This window comes from Mesorhizobium sp. P2_C7, from assembly GCF_056404515.1.
Genome location: NZ_JBFUDW010000014.1, coordinates 76904 through 103210, shown reverse-complemented (window position 1 = coordinate 103210; position 26307 = coordinate 76904). Strand labels below are relative to the sequence as shown.

Here is a 26307-nt window from a genome sequence, read left to right as displayed (position 1 = left end):
TCGGTCTTACGCAGGCTGGACAATGAACGAGGCCGTACAAGGTGCCCCGCCTTCGACTGCGAGCGCCGCAGTCCAGGAACTGCCTACCGGCACATCGAGAACTCGGCAGTTGGGACGGTGCAAGGCCGTACCGACGACGATATGTTCCCCGGCCCTCGCACTCATGGGTACGTCAAGCTCTTGAGGCGCCACGGAAAATCCGCAACCCCACGCCTTGAGTATCGCCTCCTTGCGCACCCAGCCGCGGTAGAGGGCGGCCAGGCGGTCGCCGGGGGAGGAGGCTCTCCAGGCGGCATAGTCGCGTGGCGATGCCCATGTCGTCAGGATTTCGGCGGCATCGATGGTCTCGATGCGTTCCAGATCGACGCCGACCTCGCACTCAGATGCAAATGCGAGAAGCGCCGCCCCACCCGCATGCGAAACATTGAAGCGCAACCGTTCGCACGGCAACCGAGGCTTGCCGTGAGCGCCATACGCAAAGGGGACGGACTGTGGCTGCACCGCCAGGTAACTCGCCAGGATGCGACGCAATCCCGCTCGCGTGCGCACGAATTGTGCCCGCGCCCGGGGGCAACGCAGCCGCTCCGCGCGCCCGCGTTCTTCATCGTCGAGCAGCTCCAGCGCATCGGCTTCTGCCGCAATGCATGGCCGCACGTCGAGCAGCCACAAGTCGACCTTGCCGACGTCCGGCGGCTCAGGCATTTTCGATGTCGACCGCCACATTGGCGATCCAGCTCATGCTTTGCGCGATCGCCACAAGATCCGCAGCCGCCAAATTGTCAGGCGGGACCGCAGCCCAGGCCTTGATGAGGTCGGCCACGTATTCGTGCAGTGCCTCCCGCACTATCCTTCGCGCTTCCGGCGTCAGTGTCGCCGCACGCAGCGCCTCGTGATAGGTGGCAAATGACTGAGCTATGCGTTCCGCCGCCTCGGGGGCCTGGAGCGGCTCCTGCATCGCCTCGGCGCAGCGGGCGAAGGTCTCGGCAACGGCCGCGCCATCCTCTGGCGATGTCCAGGCGGATTCGAGGACGCCGCGAAAGCGTGCGAAAGCGCGGGCGAAGTCGAGTTGGGGACCGTCATGGGTCCATTGCCAAGGCGATTGTTGCTCCGGGTTCATGATACAGCTCCAGAGTTGGTCCGTTTGCGCGCTTCATCCAGCAACGCGCCATAGCCATGACGTCGCGCAGACGTCTCAAGCAATACCTCGATACCGGTGCTGTCCTGCCAGGCGCCATTTTGCATCTCGACCACCTTCTCCTTGACGCGCAGTAAGATCGGCTCGGAACCGGGCAGGCCGTCGCCCAGAACGACGAACCCGCGCCAGCCCGCCTGAGGCCCGGCCGGCGCGGCGCTTGGAACCGACAACGCCCGCGCCCGGGCGGCCAGTTCCGCGGCCTCATTGGGTGCCAGCCCGAACGTAGGATTCGGCCTGCCTGAGAACACGTCCAACACCACGCGCACTACAAGACCTCCACGCCCGGTGGTACGAACAGATAACTGCAACATTGTGTGTAGGGGCCGCGGTCGCACGTCGCCGGCGTCAGTGCGCCGGCGATGACGCGGCCCTGGTTGTCGACGTTGCGGGCACTGTAGATGCCCAGTTTGTGGGCCCAGAAGGCGCCATGCGAGCGGTACCAATGGAAATCGTGTCCCGGCCAAACAGCCAGCGCCGCCAGCCGCGCCGGGCCGTCGCAGTTGGCCCTGAACCCATCGGCGATTGCAGCTCGCGCAACCGCCTCGCAGCTGAACTCGTCATACTGGCGGCCAACCCTGCGTCCGGGCTGCGCCACGAAATTGGAAACATAGTTGCTGGCATAATTGTAGCAATTGTTGCGAAGGCGCACGGAAGCTGTGTTCCAGAACCAGGGGCTATAAGCGGCGAGGATCGGCTCACAGGGCGGGCCGACCTCCGGCTGTTCGGCAGCTGTGGCCGCGTCCGCGTGGCTGGCGCGTAGCGCGGCGCTGCGGCCAGCACGTGGTGCCACCCCGTCGCCCCGCCATTCGACGCAGCGCGCTGCTTCATCGATCACTGTACGCGCAACGATCGGTCGGGCGCTTTCCAACAGCGCCAAAACGGCCTCGCGCTCGTCATCCGGCAGCCGCGCCCGTGGTGCGGAGACGAGCTCCTCCCTGGTCTCCACTGTCGCAAGCGGTGGCACGCCGACATAAAAGGCTGCCGGCGCGTCGGCGTCTTCCGGACCACTCCCGACGAGCAGGCCGCGATAGCCAAGCGCCGGCATCGGGGTGGCAGAAGCCGGCCCGCCCTGGCGCGACATCAGCTGCCTGAAATGTTGGGCCAAAGCCGGCGGCACTTGCCATGTCGGGTTGGGACGACCGGAGAACACATCCAGCATCACACGCATGCGCCATCTCCTTGCTCAAGCAATTGTTGGCGTACATCGGCATCGCTCATTTCAAGCACCTGCAGCACGATGGCTGCGGCCGCTTCCAGCCGCTGCCGCGCCGAATCGTCAGGAGCAATCGCGCGTGCAAGCTCGCGTGCGCATCGGGCCTCGAACACGCGACGCAGCGGAATCTCGATCTGCAACAGCTCCCGCAGTTGCGAAACCAGTCGCGTAGCCAAAAGCGAGTGGCCTCCGAGATCGGCGAAGAAATCGTCGGTCGCGCCGGCTTCCGGGACCTTCAACACGTCGCAGAAGCACCTGACGAGCAATGTTTCAAGGGCGGTTTGCGGAGTCGCGTGCGGCCGCTGCCTCGGGGCGGCGCCGGCAAGCATCCTGGCGATACGATCGCGGTCTGCCTTGCCATTGGCGGTCAGCGGGATCTCTTCGACGATCTTGAAGGCGCTCGGGATCATGAACGGCGGCAGTTTGTCCTGGAGATGGCTGCGAAAAGTCCCGGTCAAGTCGGCCTGATCGAGGTCGCACCCCGGCGAAAGCAGCAATGCCGCATGCAGCCTGTCATCACCCGGTCCGGCGCGGTGCAGCACCACGGCCGCTTCAGCCACCGCCGGGTGTGTGCGCAATGCAGCCTCCACCTCATCTGGCTCGACACGGTGGCCACGCAACTTGATCTGATTGTCGGCGCGGCCGAGGTATTCGAGCGTGCCATCACGACGGTGCCGCACTCGGTCCCCTGAACGGTAGACCAGGGCTCCGTCCGGTCCGCGTACGAAACGCTCCGCGGTGAGACCGGCCTGGCCGACATAGCCCAGCGCAACGCCGGCACCGCCAATTCGCAGTTCGCCAACCACCCCGACGGGGACCGGCGCACCGGACCTGTTACACACATTCAACCGCGTGAGGGCAATTGGACGGCCAATCGGCACCGGGCCCGGTCGAATGTCGCCGGCGCGCAGAAAATGCGCGCAGCAGCCAACTGTGGTTTCTGTTGGCCCATACTCATTGACGATCAGCAATCCCGGCATGTGCGTGCGCCAGGGCTCCAGCGTCTCGCCGTGCAAGGCTTCGCCCCCAACGATGAAACAGCCGGTTGCGCAGGCGGGTGCCCGCCCTGCCGCAAGCTGGCGCAAACCTTCGAGGTGGCTTGGGGTCAATTTGACAAAGCTGTAGCGCCGGCCCGAGTGAAGCGCTTCCTCGAGCGCTTCGAGGCCGCCCCCGGCAGGCAGCAAGAACACGGTCTTGCCGCTCAAGAGCGGCACGAAAAGCGTGGTGACCGACATGTCGGCGGTGATCGAAGTGCACAGCGGTGCCCCTTCGCCATCGTTCACCGGATAGACGCTCATGCACCAGCGGAGGTAGTTGAGCAATGCACGATGCGGCACCGAGACGCCCTTGGGCCGTCCGGTGGAACCGGAAGTGAACAGTATGTAGGCCGGGCTCTCGGCGTCGCGCCGCACCTTAGGGCACGGTACGCCGGGTTGCGGTGGTTCGCGATCCACCGCGATCGAGGTGAACCCCGTTTGCAAGTCGGATTCCGTGCCTTTGCAAACAAGAAGCACTGTCGCCCCTGCATCGGCGAGCATGTCGCGGGCGCGCTGAACTGGCAATTCACGCCCCAGCGGCACATAGGCAGCGCCGGCCTTGAGCACGGCGAGCAGTGCCATCGGCAGGTACGTGCACGGCTCGACCGCGACCCCCACGCAATCGCCGGGCTCCACGCCATGTGCGATGAGCTGATGAGCGAGACTGTTGGCGCCGCCGTCGAGCTCCGCATAGCTGAGGCGTCCGTCGGGTGCCTGGCAGGCGACTGCGTCCGGGCTAAGACGCGCTTGTGCTTCGAACAGCCCGCACAGGTCGGTTTCGGCCGACGGCATCACAGGGCCTCGCGACCAGGCTTCCAACTGACGCAGTTCGGCGGCATCCATCAGCGGCAGATCCGCCACCGACGCTTCGGGATCGGCCAGTGCCGCGCAAAGCAGTCGCAGGAAGCGCTCCACCAGTCGTTCGGCGCTTGCCTGCTGAAAGAGATCGGTAGCGTATTCCAGTTCGCCGACCAGGCACGATGCCGTTTCGGCAAGCTGCAGGGTAAGGTCGAAGGCAGACGTGCCACGCGCGAAGTTGAACGCCGGCGCGGCATCCGTGATCGTCCTGCGCACCTGGCTGGAAGTGAGCACCTGGAACGAAACTTGAAACAGCGGGTTGCGCGACAGATCCTGTTCGGGCGCCAGGGCCGCCACCACCATGGAGAAGGGCAGGTCCTGATGGTTCTGCGCCTCACGCAGCCGCGCATGCGTACGCTCCACCGCTTCCTCGAAGCTGCAGCCGCCGCTGAAATCCAGCCGCAAAACCACGGTGTTGGCAAAAAAGCCGACGACGTCTTCGAGCTCGGAATAGGGACGCGCCGCCATCGGAGTGCCGATGGTCACGTCGTCCTGTCCGGCGAGCCGGTGCAGCAGCGCGGCAAAAGCGGCAAACAGCACGGTGAAGCGTGTTGTGTGCAGGCGGCGTGCCAATGCTTCGGCGGCCGCGGCTGCGGCTGCATCGATGGTGATCGGTGCGCGCGCCCCGCGATAACTTGGCCGGGCGGGCCGAGGATGGTCCGTGGGCAGCTCGAGTTGCTGCATGCCCTCCAGCCGCTGCACCCAGTATTTGCGGTGCTGAGCCATCCGTTCACCGGACATTGCCTCGCGTTGCCAGACGGCAAAGTCGGCATACTGCACCGGCAATGGTGGCAGGGACGGAAGCCTGCCGGTCAACAGCTCGGAATAGACCTGGCCGATTTCGGCCAGCAATTTCTCCAGCGACCATCCGTCGGCGACGATGTGATGGATCACGAGCAGCAGCAGCGATTCACCGGCAGAAAGCTCCAACAGCCGACAATGCAGAAGCGGGCCTTCGGCAAGGTCGAAAGGCTGCTGGCTGGCAGCCGAGGCAATCTGCGCGGCGCGCGCCTCCGGATCCGGCTCGCAGCTGAGGTCGTCGATCTCGCATCGCATGGTCGTTGCAGGCAGAATGCGCTGCACCGGCTGCCCTCGGACGAGCGGGAACACGGTGCGCAGCGCCTCATGACGGGCGACCACCGCCGACAGTGCCTTTTCCAGGTAACGCTGGAGGGGGACAAACGGCAGCCTCTGGGCAATCGAGATATTGTAGAAGGGATTGCCCGGAACGAGTTGGTCGAGGAACCACAGGCGATCTTGCGAGTGTGAAAGCGGGAAGTCGCGTCCGTCGCGCGGCTGGACAGGGATTTCCTGCGCCGGCCGAACCCGAATGAGGTGTTCGCGCAGCGAGCGCTTCTGCTCCGGAGTCATTGCGGTGATACGGTTTTGCAGACTGTTCAAGGCGCCCCTCTCGATTCAGCTGGTTCTCGTGAGGCGAGCAGCGCCTCGCGCTCGGCCGCCGGCAGCGACGTCAACAGCTCCAACAGCTCGTCGTCGCTGGCTTCCGGAGTCGCGGCCTGGCGCTCCGCGATCCAACCGGCAAGCTGGCGGACAGACGGGTGGTCAAACACGACTCCCGCCGGCACATCGGTTCCGAGTTGGCGTGACAGTCGTGAACTGACGCGCAAGGCCGCCAGCGAATGCCCGCCGAGATCGAGGAAGAAGTCTGCGTCAAGCGTCACCAGATGCAGCTGCAGCACCTGAGCGAAACACGCCTGGACCTCTTTCTCAAATGGCAGCACCGGATTGGCATCGCCAGCATCCGGCAGTTCTCCCGGCGGCGGCAGCGCCAGTCTGTCGCGCTTTCCGTTGGGCGTCAGCGGCAGCGCATCGAAACGCACGATGACCGCCGGCAGGAACGCGTGCGGAAGCCGTTCCCGCAACCCAGCCAACAATCGCCGGGCATCGAAGCTTGATGCGGGCGCGGCGACGTAGGCAACGAGGCGATCCTCCCGCAGCACGACCATGGCATCGCTGACTTCGGGGGCTTGGCGAAGAACCGCCTCGATTTCGGCCGGTTCGATCCGGAAACCACGCAACTTGATCTGCTGGTCGCGCCGGCCGAGGCAAACGATCAAGCCGTCGCGCTGCACCCGGGCCAGGTCTCCGGTGCGGTACATTCGTGCCGCCTTGCTGCCTGCAAAAGGGTCGGCCACAAAGCGCTCGCGCGTCAGTTCGGTAGGCCCGAGATATCCAAGCGCGACACCTGCGCCGCCAATGTACAGCTCGCCCGCCACATCAAGCGGAACGGGGCGCAGCTTGCTGTCGAGCACATAGGCACGCACGCCGGTGATCGGTCGGCCGATCGGGACGACGCCCAGCACAGGAGGCTCTTGATCGGGATCGAACCAAGTGGCGTCCCAGATTTCCGAAGTCCCGTAAAGATTGTAGAGCGTGGCCTCCGCATGGTGTCGTCGGAAATGGTGGTAGAGGTCTGCCGGGAGCGGCTCGCCGGTGCAAACCCAGAACAGCAGGTGCGGCAAGTGCCGCCCGAGGTCCGGTTGCGCCTCGAGCATCATCTTAAGCAGCGACGGCACCAGCCACAGCCGCGTGACGCCGCTCGATGCCAGCAGGCGGGTCAACGCGGAAACATCCGTTCCGATCTGCTCGGAAACGATCGTGGTCGGCACACCGCACAGCGTGGCGCCCAACAGTTCCCACAGCGAATCGACAAAGTTGATCGCGGTACGCTGACACGCCATCTCGTTCGCACCGAAAGGATAGGCCTGCCACATCCATGCGAGCCGGTTCGACACCTGGCCCCACTGAACCAGCACTCCTTTCGGCCGGCCCGTCGAGCCCGATGTGAAGACGATATAGGCGGGGTCGTCGCGACGCCAACAGACCGGTTCGTCGTTTGCCGCGTTGCCGCTGCAGGGTTCGAGGACGTCGCCGATGTCGATCACGGTTGCCGGTCCGTCCGGCGGCGTTGGGCCGGTTGCCAGCAGCACGGCCGGCTTGGCGTCCGCCAGCATCTGCTCCAGGCGGTGCCTGGGATAGGCCGGATCGAGCGGCAGATAGACGCCGTGCGCCTTCAGCACGGCGTAGAAGGCCACAACTTGCTCCAACGATCGGGGTGCAGACACGGCGACCGGCACGCCGCGATCCACACCCAGGTCGCGTAACCGTCGTGCAAGCCGCGACGACGCGCGCTCCAACGTGTCGAAGTCGAGCACACGATCGTCGGCGATGAAGGCCGGAGCCGCGCCTTTGTCGCGCGCCAGACCCCGCAACAATTCGAGCGGGTCCAAATCCACGCATGTATCGGCCTCGCCGACGTTTGGTTCTACGACCAGCCGCCGGCGTTCAGCATCGGAGAGCGGCGAAAAGGTCGCCAAAGTTGCAAAGGGCGCAGCGCATATGCCCCGCAGCAGGTTGAGCAGATGCTCGATAAGAGCTCCCATGTCATCGCCATGGAAGCGGCTGCGGTCGAACCGCAGTTTGAGCTGCAGCCGATCACCCGGAACCGCGAGCAAGCTGAGTGGCACATTGGCACGCGCCAAGTCGACGCCGCCGGTCGTGGATTCGAGCTTGGCCGCTGCTTGCGGGAAATTCTCGAACACCACCAGCGTGTCGAACAGAGATCGGTCAGAGGCGATCTCGCAGCAGCGTTGCAGTTCGGCGCTGTCGAGGTGGTGGAAAGCCGAGCCGCGTGCCTGCGCACTCTGCAAATCCTTGAGCCATGGCACCAGTGCTGCCTGCGGATCCACGCGCACCCGCACCGGGACCGCGTTGATGAAGAGACCGATCATCTGCTCGATGCCAGGGACCTCAGGCGGTCGCCCGGAAACGACGGCACCGAAAACCACATCGTCGCGGTCCGTATAGTGGCCGAGCAGCAAAGCCCACGCACCCTGCAGCACGGTGTTCAACGTCAGGCCGTGCTGGCGTGCGAACGCCCTGAGCCGCTCCGATTCCTCTGCATCGAGGTTGCCGCTGACCTCAGTGTCTGCATCTGCAAGAGCCGCTCGGCCAGGCGGCCGCGGCAGGCCGATCTCCACCGGCTCGTCGTAGCCTCGAAGCACATCGGCCCAATATTCGCGCGCTGCTTCGAGGTCGCGCGTGGCCAGCCAGTCGATGTAGTGGCGTAGCGAGCGTCGCACCGGAGGCTGGAAAGGCGCGTTGCGGACCAGCGCGCGATAATGTTCGATCATCTCCGCTGCCAGCAGTTGCGCACTCCATCCGTCGAGCAGGATGTGATGGAACTCCCAGACAAATCTCACTTGGCCGGCGCGGCCACGGATCAGCGCCAGCCGCATCAAGGGTGGACGATCGAGCACGAAGCCCGCCCGGCGGCTGTCCCCCAAGTACCCTGCCAGCTGAGCTTCGAAGGCGGCCGCGTCGAGATGTCGCCAGTCGAGCTCTTCGAAAGCCAGCGCGACGTGACGGTGAACAACTTGCACCGGATGCTCAAGGTCTTGCCAGTGGAAGGACGTGCGCAGTGCAGGCGTGCGCCGAACCAGTTCATGCCACGCCGCCTGGAACGCGCTCGCATCGACGGGCTCCGGCAGCGACATCACCTCCTGCTGGATGAAGACGCCGCTTTCCGGCGCACGCAGACTGGCGACCAGCATCGCCGCCTGGAGCGGCGCGAGTGGCCAGAAGTCTTCAACGTCAACGCTGTTCGTGTTCAATCTTGGCCTCCCTGCCCGCGGTTGAGGCGCGACATCAACGTGACCAGATCCTCCGCCTTGATATGACGGGCGAACCCCCCAACGTCCTCTTCTTCGCCAACGTTCTCTTCAACGGATTCGGTCGGCTTCGCGGCGCGAGCGAGCAGGGCCAGTGTCTTGTGGACGAAGATGTCGTTCGGCTCGATCGACAGCCCCGCTTCACGCGCGCGGCCGACGACCTGGATGCCGAGGATGGAGTCGCCGCCGAGCTCAAAGAAATTGTCGTTGATGCCCACCTGCTCGAGCCGCAATATGTCGCCCCAGATGGCGGCGAGCCGCAATTCGGCAGCCGTCGATGGGGCAACGTACTCAGCTCCGAGTTCAGGCCGAATGCCGTCTATCTTCGGCAGGCGGTGGCGGTCGATCTTGCCGCTCGCGGTCATCGGCAGCGCGTCAAGCAACAGGAAGCGCGCCGGGATCATGTAGGCCGGCAAACGCGGGGCAAGGAAGGCGCGGACCTGCGGCACCATCTTTCGCGCGAAGGCGGATTGCAGCGGGTTGTTGGTCCAGCGCCGGCGGTGCGCGGCGCCGCCTCCAAGAGTGCGCCTCGGGATTGGCCCGCGGCCCGCCCGATTCATTGCGAGCGGACTGAACACGGCGTCGATGTGACCGGTCGCGTGGCGTCCCGCAACATGAAGCTCGACCTTGCAGCCGGCTTCGGTCGCGCACGCGAGCAACTGGTCCGCGTCAAGCCCCTGCACGGTCACCGGTCCTGCGTTCGAGCGCAGGTCGCCGACGCAGCGCGATCCATCGCTGCCCATGACCTCTGCGGCTGCGTGCAGCTCGGCAGCGACGGTTTGGCCTGGAATATCGGCGACCAGCAGGGTTTTCCCGTCAAGTGCCCGCAACGTCCGCAGCAGCGCTTCGGCGCTGCCCACGCTCGCCCAGTCACAGGTGTCCCCCGCCTCCACAACCTCGGGCGACCAGCCGACATGGAGCATGACGTCATATCGGAAAAGCGTCAGCTCATTATCGGCACGGCACGGTTTGGCCAGAATTTCAACGGCCCGGATGCCGGGGAAATCCGCTGCCAGCGCGAGGAAAAATTCGGAATCGACCGCCAGCTCTTGTTCCAGCCCCAGGCGGCGCGCCACGCGTTCCTGCAAGGTGGCCAGAGGCAGGTCGGACTCGGCCCGGTACAACTCCACGGAGGCTGCGAAACACTCCAGCAGCGCCAGGCTCCGCACATCACCGATGAATACGGTGCCGCGGGTACCCAGCGTTGACAACGCGGCGCCTATCACGTCGATCAGGTAGCGTTCGCTCGGGAAGTACTGCACGACCGAATTGAGGATCACCAGGTCCACTGTGTCCATCGATTGGGCCGCGACCTCGTGCGCAGCGCATCGACGGAACTCGATACCCTTGATCCCGGTGCTGGCCGCATGCTTGGCCAAATGGTCAAGCGCGCCCTGCGAGATATCGGTTGCCACATAGCGCCGGGCCTTGGGTGCCAGGCGAAAAGCCAGCAACCCGGTGCCGCAGCCAATTTCGAGGGCTTGCTCGGCTGCGAGAGAATTCAATCGTTCAACCGTGCTTGCCAGCCACTCTCGCATCGTCCGCTCGTCGAGCGGCAGGCCCGTGTAGCTGCTGTTCCAGCCATCGATGACGAATGCCGGGTCGGTAGCTTCCGCTATCGTACCGTAGGTTTCATCGTAGATGCGGTGCCAGTGTTCCACCTGCTCGCTGGAAGCTGCGCTCTCGAACTGTGCGTCAGGTGCGCGCGGGTCGTCGCGCTGCACCACATATGCGACGAGACGCGCATCTCCAGCGCCGACCTCGCGCACCGCGACCGCCGCCTCGGCGATCTCGGGATGCGATTGTAATGCCGCCTCGACTTCGCCGAGTTCGATCCTGTGACCGCGAAGCTTGATCTGGCGATCGATGCGGCCAATGAAGTCGATGCGCCTGTCGGCAAGCAATCGCACGCGGTCGCCGGTGCGATAGATTCGTTCGACAGCGCCATTGCCCAGCGGCTGCTCGACAAACCGCTCGGCCGTCAGTTGCGGCCTGCCAAGATATTCCCGCGCCAGTCCGATCCCTGCCAGACAGAGCTCACCTGGGACGCCGATCGGCACCAGCTCTCCGTGCGCATCGAGGACGAAGGCGCGCATATTGTCGATCGGCACGCCGATGGTCGGCGCGCGCGAAAAATCCTCGCATCGCTCCCATGTCGCCCAGATGGTCGTTTCCGTGGGGCCGTACAGGTTGAAGAAGCGCCTGCCGGGTGCCCATTGGGCCACTATCGAGGCCGGACAGGCTTCGCCCGCCACCATCAGCGTGGTGAGAGTTCGCAACCCCGATGCATCGAATGCGAACAGCGCGGAAGGCGGCAACACCGCGTGGGTGACGCGCGCCTCGTCGATCAGCCGGGCGAGCGCGGGACCGGGCATTCGTTGCTCCGGTCCCGGGATCACCAGCGTGGCGCCGACCCCGAGGGCGAGGCCGAGTTCGAACACGGCGGCATCGAAGCTGAGCGAGGCGAACTGCAGCACGCGGCTTTCCGCCGTCGTGTCGAGCAGTCGTCGTTGGGCCGCCAGAACATTGGCCAGTCCACGCTGCTCGATGACCACGCCCTTGGGCTGGCCCGTCGAGCCTGAAGTGTAGATGATGTAGGCCACTTCACCTGATGCGCGCTCAGTTGAACGCGGGGCCGTGGTGCCGTCGCGCGCCATCGCGCTGACGAAGAGTGGCCGGCATTCGAGCAACGACAGCGCGCCCTCGACACGGCCCCACGCCGCAGGCTCGGTAAGGACGTGGCGCGCTCCGGTATCCTCGGCAATATAGCGCAAGCGCTCGATCGGAAGATCGATATCGAGAGGTACGAACGCCGCGCCTGCCTTCAGCGCGGCGAGTATCGCGACCACGGCCGCAGGGGAACGGTCGAGCAGCAGCAGTACCGGTTCGCCTGGCCGAACGCCGGCCTCCTCAAGTCCGGCGGCGAGTTCTTCAGCCTGCTGATCAAGCACCCCATATGTGAAGGTGCCCGCGGGGCCGGTAAGTGCGATACGGTCGGGTGCGTTCGCTGCGAAGCGCTCGAATTGCTTGCAGAGCGGCGTCTCGTCGAAGGCGACCGCTTTGCCCTCGGACGCGTGCCGGAACCGGTTCCGCTCGTCCCGGTCGAGCATCGCGATCGTATCGATCGGTTGCTCGGGGTCCGCCGCCGCCGAGTTCAGCAAGAAGCAGAAATGCCCGACCATGCGCGCGGCCGTCTCGGGATCGAACAGCGCAGTGCTGTATTCCATGCCTCCGGAAATCCCGCCGGCATGCTCATGCAGGTGGAATGCGATATCGAAAATGGAGGTTCCGCGTTCGATGGAGACCACTGAATCCTGAGCCGGCAGTGCACTGCCGCTATCGATGTTCCATGCGTTCTGCAGCACCAGCCCGATTTGAAACAACGGATTGCGGTTAGGCTGGCGCTCGGGCTGGAGCGCTTCGACCAACTTCTCGAAGGGCATGTCCTGGTGTGTGTAGGCATCGAGCGCGGTCTGCCGCACACGGCGCACCAGTTCGCGGAAGGTCGGTCTGCCGCTGACGTCGATGCGAAACACGAGTGTATTGACGAAAAAGCCGATCAGCGCCTCGACCTCGGGCCGCGTGCGATTGGCGATCGGGGCGCCGATCGCTATGTCTTCGTCGCCTGTGTAGCGCTGTAGCATCGCGGCAAGGCCTGCCAACAGCACCATGAACAGGGTAGCGCCTTCTTCACTTGCCACCCGTTTCAGCAAAACGAGCACGGCGGCCCCGATGCTCAACTCCTCGAAATCACCTTCGAAGCTCGGCTCGTCCGGACGCGGTCGGTCCGACACCAGCGCCAATTGCGGCAGATCGGCGAGCTGCCGGCGCCAATAGGACAGTTCCGTCTCCAGCCGTTCGCCGTTGAAGTACTGGCGCTGCCATTCGGCGAAATCGGCATACTGGATCGCCAGAGGTTGCAGCGGGGAGGGCCGGTTGGCGACGAAGGCCCCATAGGCGGCAGCCAGTTCGCGCAGCAGGATCTGCATGGACCAGCCGTCACAGGCGATGTGATGCAGGGTCAGCAGGAGCCAGTGTTCGTGCATCGACAGCCGCAGCAAACGTGCGTGCACCATGGGCCCATGCCGCAGATTAAACGTCAGGCGCGCCTGTTCGCCGGCCTCGCGGCGCGCTACCTTCTCGCGCTCCTTCGGCTCAAGATGCATAAGGTCGAGCAGCGGCATCGGCACCGGGCCGGGTGGCATCACCTGCTGCATCGGCTCGCCTGCAATGTCAGTGAACACAGTGCGCAGGGCGGCATGGCGTGAAACCACGTGATCAAGGGCGCGCTTGAGCGCCGACAAGTTGAGAGGGCCGCGCAAGGGCAAGTTCAGAGGCACATTGTAGAAAGGGCTTGCCGGCGCGAGGCGCTGCATGAACCACAGACGCTGCTGGGCCCAGGAAAGCGCTGCCGGGCCAGGGTGACTGCGGGGCGACAGTAGCGGATCATCTGACGCGGGGGGCTGCAGTCCGGCCGAGCCAAGCAATTTGCCGAGCAGCGAACGACGTTCGGCACTTATGTTGCCGGATATGGGGATTGCCGTCATATGCCGACCCCAAACAGAGCAATGTCATTCGTCGGATTTGCCGCTCGCCAGTGTCTGCAGGTCGGCCAGGTAGTCCGAAAAATTCGCGCGTGCCTTTTGCTGAGCTTCGTCGTATGCGGACGCCAACTGCTCGCCCAAGTCCTTGATGGTCTGCCCGACGCTGTTCTGATGCTTGCTCATCACTTGCCCGTACTGGCGCGCGTGATCGAGCCAAGCAGACGCGGCGCGCTGTTGCGCGTCGTCGCCGTTGCCAGCCTCGCTCAACGCCCGCTGCCACGAGGCCATGATTTGTTGGAGTTGATCACGGGCCGGGACTTCGGCCTCTTCCAGCTGCTGGCGGCTGCGGCCGTATAGTTCCTGCGCGCGCGCTGCATATTGCTGCGCCACCTCAAACCCTTTCAGGCAGTAGTTCGAATAGGCATTTTCAGCACTCATGGCGAGCTCCCGCGATCGTGGGCCCTCTGACGGCTCAGGCGCAGAACGTCGCTTGGAAGCGACTTCGTCGGACGCGCGACTTCTACGTCGGACCATGCCGGCCCTCCCGAAAAAACTAGTCGGAGGTAGCGTTGCCGAACGGTCTCGTCTGTCGCTTCCAAGACAAACAGACTCCAGGTCGGCCTCCAAATCGGACGGCTTCACTACGCTCTAGCGGCTCGCATCTGCGCCGCGCAAGCAACTTAAAGTTTGCAATGCCCATCGTCAACAGATTTATTTTAATCTGTATTATTAAAATAAAATTGTTATAGAAAGAAATACTGCAAAAAATTTTCTATAAGCGACATGACCGAGGTCAGGCGCCGACAATTGCTATATATAGGTCGAACGCTTCGCCAGAATGTATTTGGCCAAGCGTGACGCACTCGGCGTCAACGTCGCGGTTTGGGTGCACTGGCAGCAAGTCCGGCAATCCATCCAGCAACGGCTGCGAGGTACTCCGGGTTCGGTGGCAGATCCTGGCGGTAACGCTCCGGCGTCGACACTTCGGGCTCGAGCCGGAATAGATGGTCGGCGTTGTGGATTTCCTTGTATGTGGAGCGGACATTGTGGCTACGGGCGGCGCGGTGCAGCGCTTTGGCATCACGGTCTGCCGATGTCTGAATGTCTTTGTCGCCGTGCAAGATCAGCATCGGACAGCGGACGGCTCCAACCGCTGCGCGTGGATCGGTTTCGAGAACGGCCGGATCGGTGAGCGGTCTCAGCCCCCCGAGCCGCAGTTCCGCGCCATCTGTCCTTGCTTCCCGGTCGAGCCACTGCCGTAGTGCCGCGTCTCGCTTGCCGGCCTCTTCCTCCGACACCTGCAGGCGTGCGCTCTCGCGTGCATTCTGTTCCATCAGGATGTCGCGCAACGGCCTACCCGGGGGCGCGAGCAGGATCAGGCCGGCCGGCGCCAGGGCCGGGTCGGTCGACAACAGCTGCAGGATCACAAGGGCGCCCAGGCTATGACCGGCTGCGAAAAGATGCAGGGCATCGATGTCGGCGCGCGCGGCGAGCCAGCGCCAGGCGGCGGCGGCATCGGCCAGCCTCGTCGCGCCCAAAGGGCGGTCAGCCTTGCCGAATCCGGTTTTGCCTGCTCCGCGCGCATCGATCGCCAAGCTGGCTACGCCGACTTGCGCGAGCGCATCCATGGTCTCGAGTGTCTTCAGGCGCATGCCGGGCGCACCGCCCCAGCGGGTGATGGAGCCCGATCCATTCAGGAACAGGCAGGTCGGACTAGGCCCGGCGGGTTCGCGTGCGTGCACGAACAGGCCGTGCAGCGTGATATCCTCGCTTTCGATCGTAACTTCTTCGCGGTCGATGCCAGGGGGAGGCGGTGGTGGTTCGATGCTTTCCTCGGCGCCGCGAAGGGTCTCAATCGGCACCGCGTGGAACACCGGCGTCCCCGCCCGCCCGACAAGCGTTCCCTTCTCGTCCATTGCCACGGCGGAGACCAGGGCGCCACTGGCGCTCATGTTGAGCCGTATGCCGATCGACGTCTCCCAGTCCAGCGCTCCGGCAGGCGCGACGTCGAACTCGCGCACTGCCAGCGCTTCGGGCGAAAAGTAGTGAAGTTTGCGCGGACCTTCATCGCGATCGAGCGCGGCAAGACAGCGCGAAAGCTGCAGAAGTAAATTCTGTTGAAGCACGAGGTCGGGTGCGACAGTCAGCGCCAACGCATGCTCGTTGCCGTCGCGCAAGGTCAGGAGCGCGCGGTTCTGACCGAAAGCGGCGTGGTGAAGCACGGCGCCCGATGAAAACAGCGAATAGTTCGCAACCTTGCCGTCGTCACCGATTTCTATGACTGCCGCTTCTTGAACAGGCTTGGGTCCGCCAACCTTCTCGGCGTGCGTGGTCCAGTGATATTCGTCGACGGTCGACGATACGCGCCGCCGCGCCTGTTCGACGAAGAGTTCGCCGCGAAGCAAAATTTGGAAACCCTCCATGCGAGGCAAATCGATTGGCTTCATTGCACCGGCTCAGGTCACCGCCGCTTCGTCTTGTCGGGCAAAGCGCATCGATGGCGCCGCCATATCCACGTGCTCGGCATCCTGGCTCGTGTCGGCGGCAACTTGGATCGCCAGCGCAAGGTAGAGATCGTCCTCCTGGAGAACGAGGTCGTTTTGGATGAAGCCTTGCACCGTTTTGGCCACGGTTTCCTCGTCCCATGCGCGATCGGGCGCAACGCCGCGCAAATTGGCGGTGAGAGAAGCAATGGATTGAATGCTGTCGAGGCCGAGATAGACGAGCCGATCGTCCCCGACCAATATGTAAGGGCGAACCGGGTGATCCGGCCGCAGGTCGATGATGGTAACCAGATCGGTGCCGACGATAGCGCTCAGCGCGGCGTGCCGGTGCTCCTGCTTCCAGTCCTGCGCCTCGCGCCAGGCGCGATTGATCCCCTCCAGCGTCTGCGCGTCGGTGGTCCCGCGGTAGGTGAAGAAATAGGCGATGCGCGCCCGTGCACCTGGTGAAACGCCCGGGTAGCAAAGGTCATAGGATGGGTATGGCTTGATGTCGGAAAGCCCGAAATCGTCCGGCCGGTCGAACATCGGCGAGAATCGGTCCAGCCGAAACGCAGCGAAGGACGACGGTGGGGTCAGGTGACGTATCGACCGCATGAAACGGATGGCTTCCTCATAGTCCTCCGGCCGTTCCCCAGGAAAGCCGCAGAGAACGTTCCAGGTGACCAGCATCTTGTGCTGGCGGACCCATTTCAAGGTCTGCACATTCTGGATGCCGCGAATGCCCTTGTCCATGAGCTTGAGCACATGCGTGTTCAGGTGCTCGATTCCGGGCTGCATCCAGGTCGTTCCCAGGCGTCTGAGAACCCCGATCTGGTCCTTCTTGAGGTTTGCCTTGGTCTCGTAGAACAGCTGCAGCTTGGTGCCGTCCTCCACCAGGGACGGAAACACCGTCGCGAAGTAGCGCATGTCGACAATGTTGTCGGTTGCGAAAAAGGTATGAATCCCCGTGCTGTCCCGCAGATGGCGGAACTCGGCCAGCGCGCGGTCCGCCGACTTTGCTCGGTAGCCGATACCGAGGCCGTTGAGGCCGCAAAAGGTGCAGTGGTGCTTTTCGCCCCACCAGCATCCGCGCGAGGTTTCGATGGTTAGCTCCGGTTCGATGAATTGCGGCGCCGTGGACCGCTCGAACGCGGCGAGGAAATCGCTGTGATCGGGGAAGGGGAGGCTGTCCATGTCGCGGATCGCAGCTTGTGGCACGAGGCTCTCGACGGTTTCGCCTCCCGCGCCACGATAGACGAGGCCGCCAATGGTTGACATGTCCGAACCTTTGCGAACGGCCTCGATCAACTGCGGAAAACTCGTATCGGACTCGCCGCGGCAGACCGCATCGATGAAGCTGAAGCTGCGATGCAGTTCAAGCCCCATCTCACCTTCGCAATTGGCGCCGCCGAACACGACATGCAGGTTTGGCGCGCGCGCCTTGAGCGCCTTGGCCATGGCAAGGCTCGCGAGGTTCTGCTGAAAGGTGCTCGAGAAACCGACAATGTCGACGTCTTGAAGGTCGATCGTTTCCGCCAGAGCGTCGATGTACTGGGGAGCCTGCTCCCGTGCATAGCGGATCTGGCCCAGGAAGGCGTTGGGGTAGTAATCGCCCGGCGTGGTCCTGGCATATCTATCGAAGGCCTCGTCGGGTAGCGCGTCGTGTCTCCAAAGTGCGCGGCTGAACACCCATTCCCCCGGCAGGTCGTGCGTCGGAGCGCTTTGCGCGATCCGCTGATAGAGCGGAAAGCCGATGCGGTCGGCAAAGCGGTGATTGGCGTAGAATACGTCGCATGCAATGCCTTGCTGTCGCAGACGCGCGGCAAACAGGCTTACGCCCAGGGCCGGCCTTTCGATCGGCAGGAACGGCATCACGCACAGCAGCACTTTCGAATTAGCGGCCTTTCGCATTGGCGGCCTCCGAGGCTTGCTGTGTTCGCCGATCCAGTTCGGCGAGGCGGACTTCCAGCCGCGACAGGCTCGCCAACCGGCTCTCCAGAACCGAAATGCGCGCGGCGAGAGGCTCGATCGCCTTGCCAACCGTGCTTCCAGACTTGAAGGAACCGGTGACGGCGATCGCCGTCACCGCAACCGCCACGGCCACGGCTTCGGCAATGATCGCCACGTCGACGTCGACATAGGCAAACGCACCGGCCAGGTCGGTCGGGTTGGCGATGCCGACTTCAGGATGATGCGCAAGGATATACTCGCGCAGCCGGTCGAGTTCCCCGCGGCTATGCAGCTCGACCACGTGAGGGTCGAAGAACAGCCGGATGATTGCCTTCTCACGGTCGCCAAGCGCAATCGTCTGGTCGGCGGCCACGCCATAGGTCCGCAACACCGTTCCGGGATGATCGCAGAAACTGTCGAGCACTCTGCGATCGGCAGCGATGTCGTCGCGCAGCCGGGCCAGCCCGACCGGTGGAGGTGCCGTCACAAATTCCCGCAACAGTTCCCTTTGCCGCATACCAGCCCCTCCAGTCTCCACACGGACGAAGAACGGGGGTGAACGCTATGGGCGTTCACCCGGTGATGCCGCGTCAGCGAATGCGCTGCTCGAGACGGGTGACCTTCGCATCGAGCTTGTCGACAAGATTGACCCGAGCCTCGAGCGCCGCCACCTTGGCGCTGAGAATTCCCGCCTCGGCCTCGATCGTTGCCAGCTTGGAAAACCTGTCGGCTGCGCCCGCCACAACGATCGCCGCGACGGCCACCGCAACGGCGACGACCTCGACCTCGATAGCCACGTCGAAGTCCGCGACCGCCACTGCGTGGGTGTCGCCGGGATTGGTGATCACGATTTCCCTGTACTTGTCCGTGATGTGGGCGCGCAGGTCGTCGATCTTGCCGCTGTTGTACAATTCGATGACGCGAGGATCGGAGAACATCCGGATCATCGCCTTTTCACGGTCGCCGAGCTTGATATCGCCGCTCACCGCAAGGCCGTGATCCTTCAGCACCGCTGACGGTTTGTCGACGAATTTCTCGAGCAGGCTCGGGTCGGACGCAAGTCTTTCTGACAGGTTCCTGACTTTTTCCGGAGGGTTATCGCTGACGAGTTTTCTGATGAGATCGCTATCATGCATGGTCTATGGCCTCCTGCCGGGATGAGGCGATTGGCGTATGCCGGGTGGACTGGTCCGGCCATTCTGCCTCGGGTTTTTGATGAGCCAGCCGATAACGGTAAAGGACGTCGTCGCGCCGCTCGCGCCAATGGTGGGCAAGCACGTCGCGCACCAATGCATCGTCATAGAGCGCGCGGCATGCGTCACAGTGATGATTGAATCGGTTCTCCCAGTCGATGCGTGGATCGATCGTGGAAGCCCAGGCGAGTATGTGCTCCGGCCCCTCTACCGCGAGCCATATCTTCAGGAAATCATTGCCGGCGGCTTCCGCGAGTTCCACGAGCGTTGCGTCTTGAAGCGATCCGATCTGCATTTCGGGAATCTGTTCGCGCGTCAAACCGCAGCAGGCGCCGACCTCGCCGCGCGGATTGACCACCATCGTGTCCAGCACGCTTTCACAGGGCGCGCGGCGGTGAATGTTCAGGTGGTTGGTCAGGCTGGCGGGGCCATGCCGCACGGAGTTACGATCCTCCATCGCCATCCAGGGACTGTCGAACACAATGAGGTTGGGATGGTCGCGGATCGCTGCCATCTCCGGATGAGAGAGCAGTCCCTGGGCATGAAAAGTCCGGTCCATTTCGCGTTCCACCACGACGACGGCATTCATGCCGAGCCTGATCGCTGCGGCTGCGCCATAGGCGATGCGCTCGACCGGTACGAACTGCTGATGGTGGTCGCCGGTGCTCAAGTTGATTTCACGCAGGCCAGCCCTGTAGAGCGGCTCGAGGCGTGCGTGCGCGGCTTTCACCGACTTCGCCCAATAGCCGTTGGTGACACACCGGCTGGCGAGCCCTCGCTCGGTGCAGCGCGCAACCGCCACGACAAGCTCATCTTCCAGCATGAAGCATTCCCCGCCGGAGAAGACCACAAGCTTCATCGATGGCATCTCCGCCGCCTGCTCAATGGCATCGAGCATGCGCCACAACGGCAGTTTCTCCGCGATCCCGGGATGCGACGCGAAGCAGCAGTTCTCGCAGGCCGCCGTGCATTGGTAGGACGTCAGCAAGGTCAGCGTGGTTGGTTTCCTGCCGGCGTTCATGCGTTGCCCTCCCGCATCTGTCTGATGACCGGGTCGAACATTGCGAAGTAGGCCGGCTGTGCCTCGGAAGCGCCAGCTATCACCAGGGCGATGCGCGCTATCAGCGGACCTGCCTCGAGCACGGTCTGGTCGGACGGCTCGCCGGCCCAGCGCCCGCGCGGGCTCGGCCGCGTCGGGATTGCCGGGTTTGCATCGGGCTGCAGCATGTGGGCAAGGCCGGCTGGAATAAGCACGTCGCGAATTCCGGCCTGGGTGCGGCAAACCTCGGACATCACCGCCTTCCATGGCGCGTTGTAGAGCGCCAGCATCATCAACGCGTCGGCGATATCCAGGCGGTCCAGTCCGTCGACTGCCGTCCGCGCTTCATCCGCCACCTGATCTGGTTCACAATTCAGCATTTCGGTGACCGCCTCATTGGCGAACACCGTGGCGAGCAATGCCTCGAGACGGCAGCGCCGGTCGACAATGCTCCAGAACAGCCGCTGGGCAAGCGGCCGGCGCGGGGTGGGAAATCCTATGCAAAGCAGCCGCCGGACATGGTGCCGCTCGCTTTTTTCGATCGCATCCAACGCATCAAGCGGCGCCTCGACCGCATTGAGGACGGCGCGATCACTGAGGAGACAGGATACGAGCCGAGAGACCGAATGGCGGGCAGGGATTAGCGTATCCTCGTCGGCCCCGATATCGATGATCAGCGGTTGGCGCCCCGGCTTTCTTTTCAGTTGCAGATTGATCCGCTCGCGCCCACCCGCGGCAAGCATGATCTCCATCTCCACCGTTTCGTGCCGGGGGCTCGCAACATGCAGTCTGAACTCGCCGGGCGGCAAATCCCTGAACAGCAAACCGTCGAAGGCGCGGGCGTAGCGAAGGATGCGCCATGTGCGTCCGCTGTCGAGATGGGTCAGTACCGGGAACATGTTTCCCTGCGGAAGCCGTCCGTCTTCGTCGCGTATTTCCAGCTCAAGACAGCACGCGACGGTCGACGACGTCGCTTGGTCAACTGGAGAAAGCATACTCATGGGACGCCGCTCCTGCCGCATCGATATAACCACCGATGCTCCGAAAATCCGTCCTGGCCACAGAATTACACCCGCACTAAGAAATACCAGCTAAGAGTTTCGAGATATATCTGTTGTGTATACAAATACAAATGCCGCGCCGACTAAATATCAGCACAGGTTTCAGCACTTTTCAAGATTTTTTTATTATATGTTACTCATATTACATTTTCAAGCGATCCAGTTGAAATTTTCATATCTTCCGGCGAGCCAGGCAGTCGCCGGCCGGTGTCGAAAAATCCGGCCGCGATCACGCCTTCCTCGTCACGCTCCGCCAGCTCCGACCGCTTCGGTTCGCTCGCGACCGAAATTTCATCCTTCTCGAGAAATCGCTTGAGCAGCCAGTGATCGAGGCGCGCATCGACTTCCTTCGCGCACAAGCCTTTCGTGGCCGCGACGCAGACGTCGCAAATCGAGGCGTAGCCGTCAGGGTCGGAGGAGCGATCTGGGCTCATTTCCGCAATCGCCTCATGCAGCGCGCGCGGACCGAACTGATTTATGAACCGGAAATGCGTCCGCGTTTGCATCTCGTCAAACAGGTCCGCGAGCGAACGCTCACGCACGTTGCCGACCGTGAAGCTCGCGATCTTGCCGCCTGCGCAGCAGCACGCCTGAAAACTGCCGTCGGGGTAGATGACCGGTCGGTTCACCACTTCTTGGCAAGGCGTGTACGTGTAGGTGGCGAGATCCGAGCGGTAGTGCTCTTCGGGGTATTCGGCGGCGCGTCCGAGGCCGACAAGCCTGCCAAACGAGAGGTTCACCATCTGGCTCAATTCGGGTGGCACTGTATCCGTAGCCACCTGCCTGATGAACTCGTCCTCGTCGAAGAGGCGGATCTTCCCGGTGGGGATGCCGTAAAGTTGCGAGAACAGGGCGACAGGATCGCCCGGCATATTGAGGACCGTGTTGACGATGACTGGAAAGCCTGCTTCCCAGGCGATCTCGATTGCGCGACGGAATACCTCGGCCGGAAGGAATTCCAGGTGAAATTTGTCGGCACTGAAATTGAGGGAATCAAGCCCGGCGAGCTGCAGCCGGTAGAGAAGGCGCCGGCCGGTGGCTTGATTGCGGCCCCAAAAACCGTTGGTGATCACCCGTGTCGCAAATCCCAGCTGGTTGGCCACGCCAAGCAGGCGCTCCAGGTGGTGCGGGTACATCATCGGCTCGCCGCCGGTGAAGACGATCGTCGACGGCCTGGGATCGAGTGAGGCCGCCTCGGTGATGCAGCGCTCCGCCAATTCCATGGCCATGCTGTCGAAATTGTCCGGGCCGGAAAGGATGCCGCAATGGCGGCAGGCGATCGGGCAACGGTGCGTGAACATGATTCCCAGTTCGAGCGGACGTTGAACGTCTGTGCCGATCGCATTCATGACGCGGCGTCCCGGTGACGGGGCTGCGCTGTCTTTGCCGTCGCCGCCCGCAGCCCGGCGTTCGACCAGACACCGCTGCCGGCCGCGCCCAAGAGCGTCGCGAGCGCGGCAAGCTCCTCGAGCCCGCCTTGATCGCCTTCCTCGCCATCGAGCGGCTCCTCGATGATCTCGAAGCGGCCGTAGTCGAACGGCACGCCGGGGGCACGCTCGACAAGACGGATACGCTCGCGCAGGCCCTGGCCCGCGAGCGTCAGTGCCCGGTGGTGGCAGAACGGGTTGTTCCCGGGCCGCCCGAACAGCGCATGTGCCGTCCATGTGCAGCCGGCCTTGCAGCGATCGGCGTGTTCGCAGGTGGCGCAGAACCCCCACAGATCGGAGCGCGTCCTGGCGCCGAGGCCGCGTATACGCTCACTCGACCGCCACATGTCCTCGATAGAGCTGGTGCGCACCGAGCCCGCACCATAGTCGGCGCTCGGCAAGGAGGGACAGCCCTTCAATGTACCATCGGCTTCAAGGCCCAGCGCAGCCTGGCCCGCGAGGCAACCGCTCCATGTATGCCCGTCGGCGCCGCCGTAGCGCAGATAGGGCTCGTGCGGACCGAAATAGCCGATGTTGTTGCCAGGGAAGAGCTGGACGCCGCCCGGCTCCAGCACCGTCCGCTTGAGCCTTGCCAGCAGCGGCATCACGTTGAGCATATCGTAGGGCTGCAGCAGCAGGTCCGGACGGTCTGCCGCGCGGCCGAGAGCGACCGTCAGCTGCACTTGCCAGGCGCTCGCGCCGATCTCGACCAACAGGTCGGCAAGCGCCGGCAATTCCGGCAGGCTAAGCCGGTTGATCTGGGTGTTGACGCTGAGGCCGATCCGGCCAGTGGCCATGATCCGTCTTGCCGCGTCGAGTGCTGCTTCGTAGCTGCCGATGCGGCCGCGAAGGTGGTCGTGCGTCGCGCCGATGCCGTCGATCGACACGCCGATCCGCCTGATGCCGGCCGCGAGCGCTTCCTGGATGCGGAAATCATCAAAGCGATAGCCACCCGTCACCATGGTGCAGGCCATTCCGGCCTTGGTGACTGCGCTGGCGATATCGACCCAGTCATCCCGCAAATAGGCCTCGCCGCCGATGAGAGTGACCTCGCGAACACCAAGCGCCGCAAGCTGCTTCACGGTGTCGAGGGCCTCCTCGAGCGTCAGCTCACCAGGGCGTTCGGCGCCTGCCCGCGAACCGCAATGCCGGCATCCAAGATCGCACTTCAGCGTGATTTCCCAGACGCAGACGCGTGGTGGCTCGGACGGGCCGGACCACCAGCGCACCGTCTTCGTCGGATCACCATCGTAGACGTCAAGCATTGGGGCGCACCATCACTTCACACGTGCGAGAAAGGCGGCGAGCATGTCGGCGTTCACGCCCTCGATGGCAACGCCATCCGGCCCGACGATAGAGAAGCTGAGCTTCTCCTTGGGAAAGCGAGCCAGTTCGCGCAGGGACCTCAACTGCTCCACCGATGTCATGGCCAATGATCCGGCGGCCGCCACCTGCGTAGATGAGGACGTCACCACGGAGACGCCGTAGATGACCACCGCCGAGGCAACCGACACGTCGATCCCGGATTTGCCGCCCGCGGCTGCCGAACCCTTCCAGCCGATCACGCCGAACCGCTCCCACAACTCCCCTGCCGTCAACGTCTCCGGCTTGGCCCGTGCGAACTCGTCTTGCCACTCTCGCCCCGAAAACACGTGTTCGAGTTTCTTCAGCAGATCCCGTTCATTGATGCGGTCGGGAAGCGCCAGCACGTCGGGGTTCAGCCCCTCTTCGGACAACACGTCCTTGGGCGATTGGACAAAGCGGTGGCGAAAGTCCTTGTCCTTGCGCAACCGGTTGATGAAACTCGCCGCTTCGGTTCCCATGACAAGCTCCTTGTACTTCGCATGCTTGCGGGGTCGGGCCGCTCAGCGCAGGCGGCCGACCAGCGCCTTGATCGCTTCGATGCCGAGGCCGTGCAGTGATCTCCCGTCCGGTCCGCTCACCGCAAAACTGAGGGCCCTTGCTGGCAGCCGGGTCAGTTTGCGCAACCGGCCGAGACGCGCCAACTCCACATCCGTGCGGGCTGCGCTGCCCTGCGCCGTAACAAGGGATATGACGGAGGTGGTTGCCGTCGTACCGTAGATGATGCTCGTCGCTGGGATCGACGGCGACGCAAGATCATAGTTGACGCGGATGAAATTGAACTTGTCCCACAGTTCCTGTGCCGATGCATGCCTCAGTGTGGCCGCATCCGGCGGAGCGGAGGATATTTGCGCGTCGATACGCCGTTCCAGCGCGTCGAGATCGATCTTGGAAGGCAGGTCAAGGAGGTCTGGATCGAGCCCGCTCGCGCGAAGAACGCCGCGCGGATCATCGGCGAATGCCTGCCGGAACGCTTTGTCCCTGTGGAGCTTCTTTATGAAATCTGCATAAGGCGACACCATAGGTTCCCCCTACGCTGAGCGCGTTGGCCATGCCTCTCGAATGTGACAATCGTCAGTTTGCCAGCGTAATATTGTTTCCAAATTCGCGGCGGAAACTTAAAGATTACTACCCTATCGCCAGTTTTCAGGCAAGAAAAGTACGTTATTTTACCGTTGCTAATGTGAGTTAAGAAAGGGTTTACAATCAGGCTCACAATCGAATGCGAGGCCGTGTTTGGCCATGCCGTTGATCCTGACGCCGATTCGGGGCAGCATTCCTTCGCGGTAGCGCGAGCGGACGCGGCGCTGCGAACCGGCCGCCTGAACTGGCAAATGGTCGAACAGGGAGACCTCTCATTCACGGAAGGCTGATAGCGCTCGTTGTGATGGTATTGAGCGGCATCGTCGCGGCACTCTTCACGTCGCCGAATGCACGCATTGCGGTTCACTGGTCGGCGTCGGGCGAAGCTGACGTCTTTGCGGGCCGCTGGGTCGCATTGCTTGGTGCGCCGGTGCTGCTCGCCGTGCTGTGGATGGTTCTGCGCCTGTGGCCTGGGCGGCAGGTCGAGAACAGGCAGGCAGCCGGCGAACCCGCAAGAAGTTTTGCGCCGGACCATGCGTGGCTCATCGGCCTTTTGCTGCTCATCCTGCTGCAGGCCTTCTTGATTGCTTCGGCGTTTGGATTCCAGACGAACCGCCTTCGGCTGATGCCGATCATCCTCGGCGTGATCATGATCGTCGTCGGTGCTCGAATGCCGCTCCTGCAGCCCAACCGATGGTTCGGTATCAGAACACCCTGGACCCTTGCGGATCGGGACGTCTGGACGAGAACTCACCGTTTCGGCGGCCTCGTCTTTCGGGCGGCCGGGCTGCTCACCGTGTCGCTGCCTCTTTTCGACTTGTCGGACGATCGCGTCGGCCCGGCGGTGCTGGCTATTCTGCTGGCCGCGGCACTCATATGTGTGGCCTATTCGTGGTGGATATCCCGGCGCCAGAACGGCTCAGGGTGATACGCAATCCAGGCTGGATCCGTTCAGCAGTCTAAGCCACGCTTTTGGCTGAGGGCGGCTCGATGAACCGTCGACCGGGCGGTGAGGCACCGGCCGCCGCGATTGCCCCTGCTTTTTCGCGCCGCTGCGCGGCAATCCCTGCATACCGCCCCGGTGCAACTGACCGGGAACGATCGCAAGCAGCGGGACGCCGGGCGCACCTAGGAGCAACCGTCGTCCCGACACGTCTGATCCCGCGGCCGG

Annotated in this window: 19 protein-coding genes and 1 pseudogene; 2 read left to right on the top strand and 18 right to left on the bottom strand. The window is 63.6% G+C overall.

Annotated features, from left to right (window positions below):
• Positions 1 to 6 precede the first annotated feature (6 nt).
• The 18 genes from AC1D2G_RS25920 to AC1D2G_RS25835 form a co-directional block, all read right to left on the bottom strand.
• Positions 7 to 702 (bottom strand): 4'-phosphopantetheinyl transferase family protein, encoded by a 696-nt coding sequence (locus AC1D2G_RS25920; protein ID WP_477417548.1) that lies wholly within the window; start codon positions 700 to 702, stop codon positions 7 to 9.
• On the bottom strand, positions 695 to 1117 hold the full coding sequence (locus tag AC1D2G_RS25915; protein WP_477417546.1) for a hypothetical protein: 423 nt from the start codon (positions 1115 to 1117) through the stop codon (positions 695 to 697). The genes AC1D2G_RS25920 and AC1D2G_RS25915 overlap by 8 nt, the downstream gene beginning before the upstream one ends.
• On the bottom strand, positions 1114 to 1461 hold the full coding sequence (locus AC1D2G_RS25910; RefSeq protein ID WP_477417544.1) for a hypothetical protein: 348 nt from the start codon (positions 1459 to 1461) through the stop codon (positions 1114 to 1116). Before AC1D2G_RS25910 ends, AC1D2G_RS25915 begins: the two co-directional genes overlap by 4 nt.
• The gene (locus AC1D2G_RS25905; RefSeq protein WP_477417542.1) at positions 1461 to 2363 is read right to left on the bottom strand and encodes a hypothetical protein; all 903 of its coding nucleotides are present in this window, start codon (positions 2361 to 2363) and stop codon (positions 1461 to 1463) included. Before AC1D2G_RS25905 ends, AC1D2G_RS25910 begins: the two co-directional genes overlap by 1 nt.
• On the bottom strand, positions 2354 to 5674 hold the full coding sequence (locus AC1D2G_RS25900; RefSeq protein ID WP_477417668.1) for an amino acid adenylation domain-containing protein: 3321 nt from the start codon (positions 5672 to 5674) through the stop codon (positions 2354 to 2356). The genes AC1D2G_RS25905 and AC1D2G_RS25900 overlap by 10 nt, the downstream gene beginning before the upstream one ends.
• Before the next feature lie 26 nt (positions 5675 to 5700).
• Positions 5701 to 8937, bottom strand: coding sequence for an amino acid adenylation domain-containing protein (locus AC1D2G_RS25895; RefSeq protein WP_477417540.1), 3237 nt, complete (start codon positions 8935 to 8937; stop codon positions 5701 to 5703).
• Entirely contained in the window at positions 8934 to 13541 is a 4608-nt protein-coding gene (locus tag AC1D2G_RS25890) for a non-ribosomal peptide synthetase (RefSeq protein WP_477417538.1), read from the bottom strand. Before AC1D2G_RS25890 ends, AC1D2G_RS25895 begins: the two co-directional genes overlap by 4 nt.
• 24 nt (positions 13542 to 13565) lie before the next feature.
• Complete coding sequence (locus AC1D2G_RS25885) at positions 13566 to 13976, bottom strand: hypothetical protein (protein WP_477417537.1); 411 nt, start codon at positions 13974 to 13976, stop codon at positions 13566 to 13568.
• 431 nt (positions 13977 to 14407) lie between these two features.
• Complete coding sequence (locus AC1D2G_RS25880; protein ID WP_477417535.1) at positions 14408 to 15943, bottom strand: alpha/beta hydrolase family protein; 1536 nt, start codon at positions 15941 to 15943, stop codon at positions 14408 to 14410.
• A 51-nt stretch (positions 15944 to 15994) separates the two neighbouring features.
• On the bottom strand, positions 15995 to 17932 hold the full coding sequence (locus AC1D2G_RS25875) for a RiPP maturation radical SAM C-methyltransferase (RefSeq protein WP_477303426.1): 1938 nt from the start codon (positions 17930 to 17932) through the stop codon (positions 15995 to 15997).
• Complete coding sequence (locus tag AC1D2G_RS25870) at positions 17916 to 18488, bottom strand: hypothetical protein (protein WP_477303428.1); 573 nt, start codon at positions 18486 to 18488, stop codon at positions 17916 to 17918. The genes AC1D2G_RS25875 and AC1D2G_RS25870 overlap by 17 nt, the downstream gene beginning before the upstream one ends.
• A gap of 73 nt (positions 18489 to 18561) precedes the next feature.
• Entirely contained in the window at positions 18562 to 19107 is a 546-nt protein-coding gene (locus AC1D2G_RS25865; RefSeq protein ID WP_095080443.1) for a hypothetical protein, read from the bottom strand.
• Positions 19100 to 20185: a hypothetical protein gene (locus AC1D2G_RS25860; protein ID WP_477417533.1), complete on the bottom strand. Its 1086-nt coding sequence runs from the start codon at positions 20183 to 20185 to the stop codon at positions 19100 to 19102. The genes AC1D2G_RS25865 and AC1D2G_RS25860 overlap by 8 nt, the downstream gene beginning before the upstream one ends.
• A complete protein-coding gene (locus AC1D2G_RS25855; protein ID WP_477417531.1) occupies positions 20182 to 21225 on the bottom strand; it encodes a hypothetical protein in 1044 nt (347 codons plus the stop codon). The genes AC1D2G_RS25860 and AC1D2G_RS25855 overlap by 4 nt, the downstream gene beginning before the upstream one ends.
• 176 nt (positions 21226 to 21401) lie before the next feature.
• The gene (locus AC1D2G_RS25850) at positions 21402 to 22613 is read right to left on the bottom strand and encodes a radical SAM/SPASM domain-containing protein (protein ID WP_477417529.1); all 1212 of its coding nucleotides are present in this window, start codon (positions 22611 to 22613) and stop codon (positions 21402 to 21404) included.
• Positions 22610 to 23956 carry a radical SAM protein gene (locus AC1D2G_RS25845; RefSeq protein WP_477417527.1) on the bottom strand — a complete coding sequence of 449 codons (1347 nt, stop codon included), beginning with the start codon at positions 23954 to 23956 and terminating at the stop codon, positions 22610 to 22612. The genes AC1D2G_RS25850 and AC1D2G_RS25845 overlap by 4 nt, the downstream gene beginning before the upstream one ends.
• Positions 23957 to 23968: 12 nt before the next feature.
• A complete protein-coding gene (locus AC1D2G_RS25840) occupies positions 23969 to 24514 on the bottom strand; it encodes a hypothetical protein (protein WP_477417525.1) in 546 nt (181 codons plus the stop codon).
• Between the two features lie 42 nt (positions 24515 to 24556).
• Positions 24557 to 25072: a hypothetical protein gene (locus AC1D2G_RS25835; RefSeq protein ID WP_477417523.1), complete on the bottom strand. Its 516-nt coding sequence runs from the start codon at positions 25070 to 25072 to the stop codon at positions 24557 to 24559.
• A gap of 368 nt (positions 25073 to 25440) precedes the next feature.
• On the opposite strand from AC1D2G_RS25835, the pseudogene AC1D2G_RS25830 reads away from it, so the two are divergent.
• A pseudogene (locus tag AC1D2G_RS25830) lies at positions 25441 to 25563 on the top strand (DUF1648 domain-containing protein); the annotation flags it as partial.
• A 3-nt stretch (positions 25564 to 25566) separates the two neighbouring features.
• Positions 25567 to 26064, top strand: coding sequence for an SdpI family protein (locus AC1D2G_RS25825; protein ID WP_477417666.1), 498 nt, complete (start codon positions 25567 to 25569; stop codon positions 26062 to 26064).
• Positions 26065 to 26307 lie beyond the last annotated feature (243 nt).

What these genes read in the sequence shown, in the direction of transcription:
- AC1D2G_RS25865 (WP_095080443.1), bottom strand. Translation starts at nt 19,107, where the DNA reads ATGCATGATAGCGATCTCATCAGAAAACTCGTCAGCGATAACCCTCCG.
- AC1D2G_RS25885 (WP_477417537.1), bottom strand. Translation starts at nt 13,976, where the DNA reads ATGAGTGCTGAAAATGCCTATTCGAACTACTGCCTGAAAGGGTTTGAG.
- AC1D2G_RS25900 (WP_477417668.1), bottom strand. Translation starts at nt 5,674, where the DNA reads ATGACTCCGGAGCAGAAGCGCTCGCTGCGCGAACACCTCATTCGGGTT.
- AC1D2G_RS25855 (WP_477417531.1), bottom strand. Translation starts at nt 21,225, where the DNA reads ATGCGGCAGGAGCGGCGTCCCATGAGTATGCTTTCTCCAGTTGACCAA.
- AC1D2G_RS25845 (WP_477417527.1), bottom strand. Translation starts at nt 23,956, where the DNA reads ATGCTTGACGTCTACGATGGTGATCCGACGAAGACGGTGCGCTGGTGG.
- AC1D2G_RS25890 (WP_477417538.1), bottom strand. Translation starts at nt 13,541, where the DNA reads ATGACGGCAATCCCCATATCCGGCAACATAAGTGCCGAACGTCGTTCG.
- AC1D2G_RS25920 (WP_477417548.1), bottom strand. Translation starts at nt 702, where the DNA reads ATGCCTGAGCCGCCGGACGTCGGCAAGGTCGACTTGTGGCTGCTCGAC.
- AC1D2G_RS25905 (WP_477417542.1), bottom strand. Translation starts at nt 2,363, where the DNA reads ATGCGTGTGATGCTGGATGTGTTCTCCGGTCGTCCCAACCCGACATGG.
- AC1D2G_RS25860 (WP_477417533.1), bottom strand. Translation starts at nt 20,185, where the DNA reads ATGAACGCCGGCAGGAAACCAACCACGCTGACCTTGCTGACGTCCTAC.
- AC1D2G_RS25840 (WP_477417525.1), bottom strand. Translation starts at nt 24,514, where the DNA reads ATGGGAACCGAAGCGGCGAGTTTCATCAACCGGTTGCGCAAGGACAAG.
- AC1D2G_RS25875 (WP_477303426.1), bottom strand. Translation starts at nt 17,932, where the DNA reads ATGCGAAAGGCCGCTAATTCGAAAGTGCTGCTGTGCGTGATGCCGTTC.
- AC1D2G_RS25870 (WP_477303428.1), bottom strand. Translation starts at nt 18,488, where the DNA reads ATGCGGCAAAGGGAACTGTTGCGGGAATTTGTGACGGCACCTCCACCG.
- AC1D2G_RS25915 (WP_477417546.1), bottom strand. Translation starts at nt 1,117, where the DNA reads ATGAACCCGGAGCAACAATCGCCTTGGCAATGGACCCATGACGGTCCC.
- AC1D2G_RS25850 (WP_477417529.1), bottom strand. Translation starts at nt 22,613, where the DNA reads ATGAATGCGATCGGCACAGACGTTCAACGTCCGCTCGAACTGGGAATC.